Annotated in this window: 10 protein-coding genes; 3 read left to right on the forward strand and 7 right to left on the reverse strand. The window is 50.7% G+C overall.

Annotation, left to right across the window (positions count from 1 at the left end):
• Positions 1-5: 5 nt before the first annotated feature.
• The 3 genes from hpt to F4X55_06455 are packed head-to-tail and all read right to left on the reverse strand — an operon-like array spanning position 6 to position 2031.
• Positions 6-950 (reverse strand): hypoxanthine phosphoribosyltransferase, encoded by a 945-nt coding sequence (hpt, locus tag F4X55_06445; GenBank protein ID MYC40627.1) that lies wholly within the window; start codon positions 948-950, stop codon positions 6-8.
• Between the two features lie 15 nt (positions 951-965).
• Positions 966-1313, reverse strand: coding sequence for a dihydroneopterin aldolase (gene folB / locus F4X55_06450; GenBank protein ID MYC40628.1), 348 nt, complete (start codon positions 1311-1313; stop codon positions 966-968).
• 1 nt (position 1314) lies between these two features.
• Complete coding sequence (locus F4X55_06455) at positions 1315-2031, reverse strand: SDR family oxidoreductase (protein MYC40629.1); 717 nt, start codon at positions 2029-2031, stop codon at positions 1315-1317.
• A gap of 173 nt (positions 2032-2204) precedes the next feature.
• On the opposite strand from F4X55_06455, the gene tkt reads away from it, so the two are divergent.
• Both tkt and F4X55_06465 read left to right on the forward strand, forming a co-directional pair.
• On the forward strand, positions 2205-4235 hold the full coding sequence (gene tkt / locus F4X55_06460) for a transketolase (protein ID MYC40630.1): 2031 nt from the start codon (positions 2205-2207) through the stop codon (positions 4233-4235).
• A gap of 4 nt (positions 4236-4239) precedes the next feature.
• On the forward strand, positions 4240-5970 hold the full coding sequence (locus tag F4X55_06465; GenBank protein MYC40631.1) for a hypothetical protein: 1731 nt from the start codon (positions 4240-4242) through the stop codon (positions 5968-5970).
• 89 nt (positions 5971-6059) lie between these two features.
• Here F4X55_06465 and rpiA read toward each other — a convergent pair whose 3' ends face one another.
• Positions 6060-6761 (reverse strand): ribose-5-phosphate isomerase RpiA, encoded by a 702-nt coding sequence (gene rpiA, locus F4X55_06470; protein ID MYC40632.1) that lies wholly within the window; start codon positions 6759-6761, stop codon positions 6060-6062.
• A gap of 262 nt (positions 6762-7023) precedes the next feature.
• Here rpiA and F4X55_06475 point away from each other — a divergent pair, with 262 nt between their 5' ends.
• Positions 7024-7458 (forward strand): CBS domain-containing protein, encoded by a 435-nt coding sequence (locus tag F4X55_06475; GenBank protein ID MYC40633.1) that lies wholly within the window; start codon positions 7024-7026, stop codon positions 7456-7458.
• A 52-nt stretch (positions 7459-7510) separates the two neighbouring features.
• Here the strand turns inward: F4X55_06475 and F4X55_06480 are convergent, their stop codons facing one another.
• The 3 genes from F4X55_06480 to F4X55_06490 are packed head-to-tail and all read right to left on the reverse strand — an operon-like array spanning position 7511 to position 12614.
• Positions 7511-9652: a nitrite reductase gene (locus tag F4X55_06480; protein MYC40634.1), complete on the reverse strand. Its 2142-nt coding sequence runs from the start codon at positions 9650-9652 to the stop codon at positions 7511-7513.
• Positions 9653-9707: 55 nt separating this feature from the next.
• Positions 9708-10094 (reverse strand): DUF4186 domain-containing protein, encoded by a 387-nt coding sequence (locus tag F4X55_06485; protein ID MYC40635.1) that lies wholly within the window; start codon positions 10092-10094, stop codon positions 9708-9710.
• Positions 10095-10103: 9 nt separating this feature from the next.
• Positions 10104-12614 (reverse strand): helicase, encoded by a 2511-nt coding sequence (locus F4X55_06490; GenBank protein ID MYC40636.1) that lies wholly within the window; start codon positions 12612-12614, stop codon positions 10104-10106.
• Between the last annotated feature and the right edge of the window lie 370 nt (positions 12615-12984).

A 12984-nucleotide genomic window follows, 5' to 3' on the forward strand; every position in this document is an offset into this window, starting at 1 on the left:
CAAATTTACTCCTGAAGCAGGTATATGTCCTCAAGCGCCCGTCCCCTTTCCATGTAATCCATTCCATAGCCCACGAGAAATCCTTCGTCCACCCTAAAACCCACATAATCAGGTTCTGGACCCCTTGGATTTTTTCCCCTTTTGTCCACAAGCGCGCATATCCGAAGCGAACCCGGGTTTTTAGATTCCATGTACCGGAGGATAAACTTCGCCGTCTCCGAAGTGTCAATTATATCCTCAATGATTATAACGTCCCTGCCATTCACTTCGCATTCAATGTCTCTTACGAGCTCGAGACGCCCCGGCCGTGTCGCCTCTCTGTAACTTGAAACCCTGAGAAACTGTCTTTGGACCGTCACGGTCACCTGCGCCAGAAGATCTTCAAAAAAGGGACGCGCTCCCTTAAGAACACAGACCGCAACGGGAGTTTTCCCCTCGTAGTCTCCTGAAATTTGCTTGGCGAGTCTCCAGACGGCGTTTTTTACATCGTCTTTTGAGAGAAACTTTCTAAGCGTGATACCTTCTAGGATTTCGGTTTTTTCAGGCAGGACCCTGTCCCCCTCAAGTGTTTTTTCAAGTTCAGGACAAAGTTCGATCACGGAACGGCGAAGAAATTCCCGCTCGTAAACGTCAGAATCGACAATCTCTCCGTTCCACACCAGTATATCCAGATCCATTTTTCTCGGGCCATAGCGATCCTCCCCTGCACCCCTTCCAAGGGCAATTTCCACCCCCTTAAGCAGGACTTTTAGACGTTTGCGGCCGAGACGGGTTTTTACCAGCAGGGAACCGTTTAGGAAATCCCGCTGCTTCCGGGATCCTACAGGTTTGGTTCTTATGAATTCTGACTCTCCAAGAACATTGAGTTTTTCGCGGAGCATTCGTTTGGCTACGCTTACGTTGTTCTCGGCATCTATGTTTGAACCGACTCCGATAATGACCGTGTTCACACCCTGATACCCCGTCTATCTCTCTCTTGCTTCGGTCACCGAGACGGAGTCGGCAAAGCGGAGCGCTCCGGGTTTTTCCACCTTTACAGAAGCCCACCTGACCGCGGGGTCCTCAAAAACTATATCGCATATGCCGGCGGCGACTCTCTCAAGCAGATTAAAACTGTTTGTCTCTACAAAGCTTATGATCTTTTTGTTCATGGCCTTGTAGTCAATAGTATCTTCTATATCGTCGCTCGCCGCAGCTTTTTCCCCGTCAAAATCGATAGTGACGTTTATAACTAGGTCCTGGAGGGTTTCCTTCTCCCAGTCATAAATCCCTATTATCGTGCGAAGCCTCAGGTTTTCGATTTTTATTATCATCTCAATAGGTAAGGCTCTTTCCCCCGTCAACAAAGAGACACTCTCCGGTGACGTAATCATTTTCCAGAAGATAGTTAAACGCGTTAATTATATCCTCAATAGAACCCGGCCGCTTCATCGGAGCACCACGAGCCATCTTGCGAAGATAGTCTTCCCCCTGCCCCGGAGGCGCAAGAATGGCTCCCGGACAAATGGCGTTTACACGGAAACCGGGAGCGAGTTCTCTGGCGAGCATTTTCGTTAAGTGATAAAGGCTCTTTTTGCTCAGGTTGTAGCAGAAATGCTCTACGGGGGTTTTCTTAACCCTAGTGTCAAGGAAGTTAACGATAAGCCCTCCGCTTGTCCCGGCAGAAAAAGACTGGGAGAGGAACAAAGGAGCCTTGAAGTTTACGGCCATATCCGTTTCAAGAAACTCCGGGGTCACATCATGGAACCCGATGTTCTCGAAAATCGAGGCATTGTTAACCAGAACGCAGAGTCCCTCAAAGTTTTTCATGACTTTCGGAACAAGCTCTCTCGCGTCATGAGGAGATGAGAGATCGCATCTGAAAAGCTCGCAGCCCGCGCCGCTCTCAAGAATCAGCTGCCTTGTAGCAAGGGCTTCTTTTTCAGAGGAATTGTAATGAAGGGCGATATCGTAGCCCTTTCGTGCGAGGTTAAGGGAGATTTCCTTTCCTATTCTCACCGCCCCGCCTGTAACTAAAGCCGCCTTTTTCATTTCGCCGGGAAAGCAGCGGTTTTTATGTTGCGCACGTCGCGAAAACCGCCTAGGGGTATATATTGATATATTATCACTATTGTTTATGATAAGTAAATTTAAAAGCGGCCCGCGCAAGCGAAACCCCGGTCGTCTTTTTACATGAATCAAACGCGCGGCGCGGCAGATTTTCAATGTTCCCGCGTGGATTTCTCCCCGAGGATGAAGAATTGGAAAGCCTTGTAATCAACTGCATAAGAACACTCGCCATGGACGCTGTCCAGAAAGCTAAATCCGGCCACCCGGGAACCCCGATGGCCCTAGCTCCAGCGGCTTTCGTGCTTTTCGACAAGTTCTTGCGGCATAACCCCCAGAATCCGAACTGGCCCAACCGTGACCGCTTCGTACTTTCCGCAGGTCACGCTTCCATGCTCCTCTACGCTACTCTTTACATAAACGGATACGACATCTCGATTGACGACATGAAGAAATTCAGAAGCCTTCACAGCCTCTGCCCCGGTCATCCGGAGCTTGGAATCACCGCCGGAGTCGAGACCACAACCGGACCTCTGGGCCAAGGAGTCTCCAATTCGGTCGGAATGGCCATAGCGGGCAAATGGCTTTCGGAGCACTTTAACCGACCCGGTCACAACATCGTAGACCACCTCGTGTACTCGATCTGCAGCGACGGGGACATGATGGAGGGCATTTCCTCAGAAGCCGCATCAATAGCGGGTCATCTGGGGCTTGGAAACCTGATCTGGATATACGACAGCAACAGCATAACCATCGAGGGCAGCACCTCGCTTGCGTATTCAGAGGATACGGAAATGCGCTTCGGTTCCTACAACTGGCATGTGGAAAAAGTCGAGGACGCAAACGATCTTAAGGAAATAGAAGGAGCCCTTGTGCGTGCACGGTCCGAAACCGAGAAACCCTCAATTGTCATACTCAAAAGCCAGATAGCCTACGGAAGCCCGAACAAGCAGAACACGTGTGAGGCTCACGGAGCACCGCTTGGAGATGAGGAAGTCCAGCTTACGAAGGAGTTTTACGGATGGGACGCCCCGGGGGATTTTCACGTCCCCCCCGAAATCCTCTCCTACAGGGAGGAGACTATCGCTAAGGGAAGCGAGACCGAAGCGCTTTGGACTGAGAACTTCAGGAAGTACTCAAACGAATATCCAGAACTCGCTCACGAGTTCGAGATGCTTGAGAAAAGAAAACTGCCCGAGGGATGGGACAGCGATATCCCGTCTTTTCCCTATCCGGCCGACCCGGTTGCGACGCGCTCTGCGAACTCAAGCGTAATTAACGCCATCGGGAAAAAGGTGCCTTGGTTCATGGGCGGCGCCGCAGACGTGGGTTCCTCGACGAAAACCTATCTTAAGTGCACAACAAGCTTTTCCGCAGAGGACCGTGAGGGAAGGAACTTTCATTTCGGAGTCAGGGAACATTCAATGGCTGCGATAGCAAGCGGCATGTGTCTTAGCGGACTCAGAGCTTACGCCTCGACCTATTTCGTCTTTGCCGATTACATGAAACCTTCAATGAGGCTTGCTGCCTTGATGAAACTACCCGTCATCTACATTTTCACCCATGACAGCATAGGGGTAGGCGAAGACGGACCCACGCACCAGCCCATAGAACACCTCGCGGCCCTGAGGGTGACACCCAACATCGACGTCATCCGACCCTGCGACGCGAACGAGCTTGCGATTCTGTGGAAACACGTGATGGGACTTTCTGACCGTCCCGCAGCGTTCGTTCTCACAAGACAGAATGTTCCGGTAATAGACAGAGATTGTTACGCCGCGGCCGAGGGAGCGCTTGCTGGCGGATACGTGATAGCGGATTCAGACGGCACGCCCGACATCATACTGATATCAACGGGTTCTGAAGTCCACATCTGCCTTGAAGTGTATGAAAAACTGCGTGAGACTGGAGTAAACCCCAGGGTGGTGAGCCTTCCGTGCTGGAGCCTTTTTGAAGCACAGCCCCAGGAGTACAGAGACAGTGTTTTGCCGCCTTCTGTGCGCGTGAGAATCAGCGTCGAGGCCGGAGCAACATTTGGATGGGAAAAATTCACGGGATCGGGCCCTAACGCAAAGGCCTACGGAATAGACTGCTTTGGAGAGTCGGCGCCGTATCAAGATGTGATGAACAACTTCGGTTTCAACGCGGAAACCATCCTCAAGGAATGCCTCGAACTGCTTGGTAACTAAGGCCGTGTCCACTGAAAACAAAGCCGGTTTCGAGTCGCAAAACTACTTCGAGTACCTTGACGATTATCAAACCGTAATCAAATCTGAACTCCTTAAGCTTGAAAGAAACCGATTTGCCGAAAGATTCTTCAATTATGATTATCTGCTCTGGGCTGATGATCCTTCGGAAATCACAAACCGTCTAGGCTGGGTTCACCTCCCCGAAGAGATGCTTCGGGTGACGGATGAAATTGACGATTTCTCAGAATCCGCAAGGAAAAAAGGCTTCACCGACGTCGTAGTTCTGGGCATGGGGGGATCAAGCCTCTCCTCCGAGGTTTTCAGAAACATATTCACTCCGCAAGAAGGTTTTTTGCAACTAACTCTTCTCGATACGACGGATCCGGATTCCATCCTTAGGGCTCGAAACAACCTCGATCTTCTGAAAACTCTATTCGTGGTCTCCTCGAAATCAGGCTCGACCGTGGAAACCGTTTCTCTGATGAAATATTTTTACGGCGAGCTAGCGGAGAAAACTGATTCTGCGGGAGAACATTTCGTCTGCATCACTGACCCGGGCTCAGAACTCATCGATGCGGCCAACAAACATGGTTTCAGCAGAGTGTTTATAAACGATCCGAATGTCGGCGGAAGGTTCAGTGCACTTTCCTACTTCGGTCTCGTGCCGGCTTCTCTCGCCGGGATCAATATACGAAAAATACTTCAGTCGGCCGCTTCCGTGCTGTTTGAACTTAAAAGCGCAGTCGGAAGAGACTGCCACGAAAGCCTCTCTTTTCGCCTAGGGGTTTTTCTCGGGGTCATGGCCAGGGAAGGAAGGAACAAGCTGGGTTTTGTTTTTTCGAAAAAACTTTTTCCTTTCGGTTACTGGGTGGAGCAGTTGATTGCCGAAAGTACCGGAAAAGATGGTACCGGCATCCTTCCCCTGCTTGATGAAGCAAGCATTGGAACACCGCGACCCGGAGAAGACAGGGCTTATATACTCCTTTCCTTAAAGGAAGACGAAGAAATAGACGCTGTGGCCAGGCGTCTAGTGGACGGAGAAGTCCCCTTCGTGAGAATAGCCGTTGACTCGCCCGATCAGATCGCAGCGGAGTTTCTGCGCTTTGAGTTTGCGGTTGCGGTTGCCGGAAGCATCATGGAAATAAATCCTTTTGATCAGCCCGATGTCGAATCCGCAAAGGCTTTCGCCAGAAACTTCCTCAAGCTCTATAGAGAGACTGGCGAGCTTGAATTCGAAAAACCCGATTTTTCCGAAAACGGGCTTGTCTTTTCAAGTAACAGAAATATAGAATCCTCCGAGCATCTAATAGAGACTGTCTGTTCAAAAAAAAGAGGGTACATATCGATTCAGGCGTATGTGGATCCCAGAGAAGAGAATTCAAAGGAGCTTCTTTCCCTCCGTGGGCAGATCGAAAGCATATCATCCGTGCCTGTAACTCTGGGTTTCGGCCCGAGATTCCTGCACTCAACCGGCCAGCTTCACAAGGGAGACTCCGGAGAAGGGTTTTTCATTCAGATCGTGAGCCGGAACGCAAACGATCTTCGCATACCTGACGATGTCGGCTCTCCGGAATCGGTATTTTCTTTCGGGATACTCAAGATGGCACAGGCCACGGGCGACTTCAAGTCTCTTGACGAAAAAGGAAGGGGGATAGTAAAAATCGACATTCCGTCAGAGGTTGCGGAAAACATCGCGAAGATTGCCCGGCTCTTTTCAACTGGAAAAACTGATTAACCTTAAGATAAAACGCTGAACACTCCTCTATCACACGCAATCATGTTCTCCGACTGCAGTTAAGGCGCGTATACGGGAACCGCAAGGACTCAAGCCGCTTCACCTGGGACAAGATGCTCCACTCCTCCCGCAAAACCTATTATGATATCGCTTGCGACCCCCACAAAAAGACCGTGTTCAACTATCCCGGCCCTTTTTGACAGACGATCGGCGAAAAAAGAAGGATCACTAATCTCTCCAAAACCCCAGTCGACAATAAAATTACCCTGATCCGTCAAAAACGGAGAACCGTTCCGAGTAAGCCGCAAGCGCGCCGCTCCTCCAAGGCTCTCAAGGTAACCTTTTTCAGCTTCGAGGGCGAATTCAAGCACCTCGACGGGCACGGGAAAACGCTCTCCCAGCCGCTTTGAGAGCTTCGACTCGTCAGCGACGATTATGTTTCTCTCGCTGTTCTGGGCAAGTATTTTTTCTCTCAAAAGGGCGCCTCCGCCCCCTTTTATAAGATTGAAGTCGGAGTCGATTTCATCTGCTCCGTCAATAGTTACGTCAATCTTTCTTGCCGAATCAAGCTCAACGAGATGAAGGCCCAAGGAATGAGCGAAATCTTTCGTTCTCTTGGAACTTGGAACGCAGGATATGTTCGAGAGTCTGCCGTCCCTTATCCGTTTTGAAAGCTCCTCTATGGCAAACTCGGCCGTTGACCCAGTACCGAGACCAACGAGCATCCCGGTATAAACAAAGTCAACAGCTCTTACGCCCGCAGCCTTTTTAAGTTCTTCCTTTCCGCTCATTATGAAAAAAGAGTTAGCAAAATTATCCCGCGTACCCAAACACTTAACACAGACATAATACTATACGAATAATTACCGGATACGGTAACAAAAGAGATGAAATTTTCCGAAAGCAATTACGAAAAACAAGTGTCGGCTCCTAAAGCTTTCCCCAGTTACAACCCCCCTTGTTCTTAGGGCGCGTATCGTTTTGTTTTGGCGGAAAAAGCTTATATACTTGATAATGAGGCTAAATTACCAGATATAAAAGATAGAGTGGGTTATGGAAAATCTAAGACACATACTCAAACACAAAGGCAGCAGCGTATGGTCGATAGGGCCGGATGAGACCGTGTACAAAGCCCTTCAGATGATGGCGGAGAAGGAAATAGGGGCTCTGCTCGTGCTTGACGGAGAAAAAGTCGTTGGGATATTCTCCGAGCGCGACTACGCGAGGAAGGTCATACTTCAGGGAAGATCGTCAGCCAACACTAAAATAAGCGAACTTATGATAAGGGATGTCATCTATGGTTCACCCGATGACCCGATTCAGGAAAGCATGGCGATCATGACGGCAAATAAGATAAGACACCTTCCGGTAATAGAAGACGGCAAGCTCTGCGGGATGGTGACAAGCGGCGATATAATAAATCACATCATCTCCCGCCAGAAATTCGAAATTGAAGCGCTTAAAAAATACATAACCGGAGGCTACTGATCCCCGACTGTCTGTAATTGATAAGGAGCAGGATTTATACGCTCCCGGGGTCCTACGCGGTCAGTTGTTCCTGAACCTTTTCGCAGTCTGAGTGGAAACTCTTTGCGACTTCAAGAAATTCTATGGCTTTTGACGCCGAGGCGTCTCCGTCCCTGTATTCACTGAACTTACGCGAAATATCAAGCCACTTATCATCGGTTTCCCCAGTTCTCACAACAAGATTCTCAAACTCCCATATCGTCTGCTCCGGAGTGAACGGATCGACAAGCTTGGTGTAGAGGGGAACATGGGCGCTGTCTGAGCACGCCAGATAAAGTTCGTTTATGCACGCTTCGTAGTCGCCGTGGAGGAAAAGGGCCTGAGCCTGTTCAAGACGCCTCTCGGCATCTGCGAAAACCGGGATTTTCTCTTCGACGGTAACCCCGGCGCACTCTCCCCTTACTCCCTGCTGAACGGCAAATTTCTCTTCTTCGTGCCCCCAGTCGGTGTAAAAGTCCGGGTCGTCCTCATACGAGGGAATCGTGTTGAATTCGGAAACCGCTTCCTTTATGTACTTGGCGCCGAGTCTTTTCATCGTGAGGTCAAAATGCTCGCCGTCTTCTTTTTCCCTCTCGTATATCTCAAGCAGCCTCTCGACAACCTTGGGAGCGTTTCTGGTCGGAATCTTGGTTACCGGCATGGCAAGACGCGAGTCGTCTCCATAAAGTCCCCCGCCGAGGAAAAGCATCTCCGCCGGAACGCTTCTCCCCTCTCTGGTTATGGAAGCCCCCTGAAACCCTATGCTGGCCGAGACATGCTGGGCACATGCGTTGGGGCAGCCTGATATTTTGATTCTCAGGTCCCCGAGAGTTTCCTTGTACTTTCCAAGACCGTTACCCATCATGCTGGTAAGCTTAGTCGCAAGACCCTTGGCCGAAGTGATGCCCAGACGGCAGGTATCGGCGCCCGGGCAAGCGGTTACATCCTCAAAAGTGTCCGCACCCGAGTTGGAGACACCCGTCTCTTTAAGACCTGCGTAAAGTGAGGGAATCGCCTGGTCCGGAACCCACCTGATCACGAAGTTCTGCTGGATCGTTATCCTTATTGAACTGTCGGCAAAGGCATCTATCATGTCCGCAAGCGCTCTTGCCGTATCAGACGGAACATCCCCAAGAAGGACTCTAACGTTAACGATGGAATATCCGTCAACCCCCGCCGGGGAAACGTTTTTCTGCCGCCACTCCGCAAAATCCGGGTCGTCCTCAACCCAGCCCGGAGCTTCTGGAAGGTCATGTCCGTTCAGTCTGGGGGTTTCGTGCTCCTGGTCAATTTCCTTAAGATAGTCATTCCAGGAAGGATCAACCTCAAGCGAAGCCCTCTCTTCCTCGACTACCTCCTTGAACTTATCAAAGCCGAGTTTTCTCACAAGAAATTTCATCCTCGCCTTCATCCGCACCTTCCTCTCCCCGTACCTGTCAAACACCCTGACTACCGAAGCGGAAAAAGGTATCATCTCCTCAACTGGCATGAACTCGGTCCAAAGATGTCCAAGCGAAGGTGAAGCGCCGAGCCCGCCGCCCACGTGAACCTGAAATCCGCGCTTTCCGTCCTCTTCCCTGACCCTAGCACGAAAACCCAGATCGTGGATGCGCACTCCGGCGTTATCAACATCAGGATTGCTCTCGAAGCAGACTTTGAACTTCCTCCCCATGTTCTGGCATATGGGATTGCGGAGCATAAACTCCTTAAATGCCTCGGCGTAAGGAGTCACGTCGAAGGTTTCTGTAGGCGAAGCGCCGGTTATAGGGGAAGCCGTGACGTTTCTTATGGTGTTGCCGCATGCCTCTCGGGTGGTGATTCCCGCGCTCGCAAGATCCCTCATCATGTCGGGAACGGTTTCAAGATTGACATAGTAAAGCTGCGCGTCCTGACGGGTCGTAAGGTGAAAGAAACCGCTTGCGTACTTGTCCGAAACGTCCGCAAGCCTTCTTAGTTGAGCAGAGCTCAATTTCCCGTAGGGAATCTTTATCCTCTGCATCTGGACTCCTTCCTGACGCTGGGCGTACACTCCCAACTGAAGTCTTATCTTCTGGAATTTTACTTCGCTTATCTCTCCGTTCCTGTACTCGGAGATCTGATGCTCAAACTCGTCGATCTCGTCCTTTACAAGTTCAGGCAGTGCGACTGTCTCTTCATCCATGTCTTCTGGCTCCATCAAAATCCTTTAATATCTCCCGATATTCTAACACAAAACAAATATTTTTTTGAAATTAGGCTTGCGTGCTACTCTGGGCCGAAAGCCACCTCTCAATCACCAGAAGAATATAGCCAAGCTCCCGTTCCGTAAGCTTTTTTCCCTTGGGAATACCGTGCCACTTCAAAAGACAACTTCGACAGCACGTGGCCGTGGCATGCTGGGCCCGAAACACCGGATGCCCTCCCCAGGGGGTCTGCTTCCCGTCGTTTGCTGGCAGAGCTGGGGCAAGCCTTTTCTGAAGAAAATCCCTTCCGTGCGAAAGCACCGCAGGAAGCCCCTTTTCCCTGAGATAAAGCACCTCTTTCGGATTCAGCTTAAACCCCGAGCGGAACCGAGATCTGCGGAGCCTTCTGAAAACATTTTCCAAGCTCTTCTCTCCGCCGTTTTTCTCTTTATCCATGGAAGAAATTCAGTGCTTCTCTGCTCTGAAGAAAAAATCCCGCATTCTCCCCAGGACTTCTTCCGTTTTCCCGCAGAAAAAAGCGCTCCCCGAAACGGAGTTTATAAAGAACTTCCCGTAATACTTTGACACTATGCGTCTGTCAAGAACCATGACCACGCCGCGGTCAGTCTTCGTGCGTATGAGCCTCCCGAAACCCTGCTTGAATCTCAGAACTGCGTGGGGAAGTATGTACTCGCGAAACGAATCGATATCCTGTTTTTCCATGTACTCGATTTTCGCCTCCGTAACGGGATCCGTTGGAACCTTGAAAGGAAGCCTGCATATAACGACCATACTCAGGGAATCCCCAGGGACGTCAACCCCCTCCCAGAAACTGTCGGTCGCGAAAAGCACCGAGTTTCCAAGCGTTTTGAATTTCTCAAGCAGCAGACCTCTGGGCATCTCTCCCTGTTTAAAAAGGGAGATGTGCGCGAATCCGCTCTCCTCAAGGATCTTCCCTGTCTTTTCGTAAACCCTGTTAAGCGAAGAATAAGACGTAAAAAGCACCAAGGCGTTTCCGTTCGTTATGGAAATGGAGTCGGATAGTATCCGCGAGAGAGAATCCTCGTAGTCATCACGTCCAGGCTCGGGAATGTCCGCCGGGACCAGCAGCAGGGACTGCGTACGAAAATCAAACGGGGAATCGACGATCAGTCCCCTGAATCTCTCGTCATCCGAAAGCCCAATGTTTTTTTTCTGAAAATCGAAATTCCTGTCCACGGCAAGCGACGCGGAGGTCATAACAACGGTCTTTGTCTTTGAGTAGAGCTTTTCTGAGAGCTCTTTAGACACGTCAAGCGGAGAGAGGTTGATGGAGCAGAAAATGGCCGCGCGTCTACGGTTTCCCTCAAACCACCTGATGTGACTCTCGTCCCCCTCGCCGAAGAACCTTGCTATGACTTCGCGGAAGGCAAGGGATCTTTTAGCAATGCCACCGAGTTCGGCGGTGAGTTTTATGTGGGAATCCGCGTGCGGTGAGGGCTCAACCACTCCCAGAAGGTGGCCAATCTCGTTTTCAAGCGAGAAAAGAGATTTTTCAAGCGCTCCGAAGCGCTCTTCCACGCCGGTCCATTTCTCATTCCGCACAATTTCCTCCGTAAGCCTAATGCTTATCGCTGCTTCCCCTGATATCTCCGCCCCGAAACCGTAAAGCGAGTTAAACACTTCTTCGCTCACGGCTTCGATCCGCTCGACGGCGGCGGCAAGAGCACCGCCCGAGCGCTCGAAAACCCCCCTCAGGGCGGAATCCTTTTCCCTCTGTGCAAGATGAGAGATGTAGGATAGGATCCCCTTGTTCCCGCCTTTGCTTTTCCGGGAGCGGAGCCTCGAGAGGGTTTTCATAATCCCGTGCTTGCTCAGTTTCAGGCTGAAATGCGAAGTCGCCGCCTCGGCAATATTGTGCGCTTCGTCGAAAACGACCTTCGCGTAGCGGGGAATTATCCCGAAATCCGAATCAGGTCCAGCAGTCCCTTTTATTGCGATATCGGAGAAAAGCATATGGTGGTTAGCGACCAGCACCGAGGCTCTTGAGAGCTCTCTTCGGGACTTGAAGAAAAAGCAGTTTGAATAGTGGGGGCACTTCATCCCCGGGCAGCTTTCGCTTTCTGCAGACACCCTGTCCCACACGTCATCAGGAGGCGTGAAGGCAAGGTCGGAAAGAGAACCGTCCGTGGTAGTCTTCGCCCACTCGAGTACGTCCTTCATTGATCCTCTTTCTCCGTCATCTATAAAATCGAAAAGATCCTGTCCCACGGCTTCGCCGCGCAGAAGACAGAAATAGTTTCTCATTCCCTTAACAAGCGCGTAATCGAACTTCTTCGGGAAAACATCCCGAAGGAGCGGAAGATCCTTGTTTATCAGCTGTTCCTGCAGATTGATAGTGTTTGTAGAGATCAACACCCTTTCATCGTTGTTAATAGACCAGAGAATGGAGGGGACGAGATAGGAGAGAGTTTTTCCGGTACCCGTGCCGGCCTCTATCATCGACAGGTATTCATCGTTAAAGGCATCGGTTACGTTTGAGAGGACTTCGAGCTGCTCGTCTCGGTATTCGTATTTCTCTCCCAAAACCCGGGCCACGGGACCTGCCGGCAGAAGGTATTCCCTCGCGGATTCATTATCGACGCGTACCGTCTCTCCCGGAACAAAAGGCTCAATCACAACGTATACATTTTCGACCTCGCTGTCCACTATGTAGAAACCGACCCCCTTATTTCCGAAAGCCGAGGCAACGGCCACATCCTGAGGAGAAGGTTCTAGGTTGCCCGAGGGATGATTGTGCACAACCACGTTTCCCGTCTTCGCCGCGGCAAGGATCGCCGGAACCGCATGGCGGTTGCCACGGGCAAAGACCCTGACGTCGTAAACCAAGGAATTATCGTTTATTTTCCCGACGAAAAAAACCTCGTTTCCGTGGGCCTCGGTTATCGCCTCCCTGATGAATTCGGCAGCCTCGGGAGTAAAGTGGTCCTCAATCATATCCGCTTAATTTTACACGGAGGCGTTAATAACAAAACTTCCCAGGAAATGTTGCCTTGCCTCTTGAGTTTGAATCCCACTCTGTCCACCATCTTCTCCAATCCGTACCAGTTGCGCTATGATCAGATATTGTTGCACTCCCACAAGTTCTTACTGAATATTGAAACAATTGTACGCTTGAGTACAGAGAGCGTTTCGCTCAGTGAAGAAATCTTCCTTGAGGATATGGCCCACCATATACGTCTACAGCGAGAATCACGGCGGGGTCACGTGCTGCTGTTCATGCCCGCGTATTACGTAGAATGGCAAATAAGGAGGACTTTCCGCCCTGTTGTTCGAGGGTGACGTCAGGAACGAACTTTCGCCCGTT

It is taken from the genome of Candidatus Dadabacteria bacterium (assembly GCA_009840385.1).
Lineage (GTDB): Bacteria > Desulfobacterota_D > UBA1144 > Nemesobacterales > Nemesobacteraceae > Nemesobacter > Nemesobacter australis.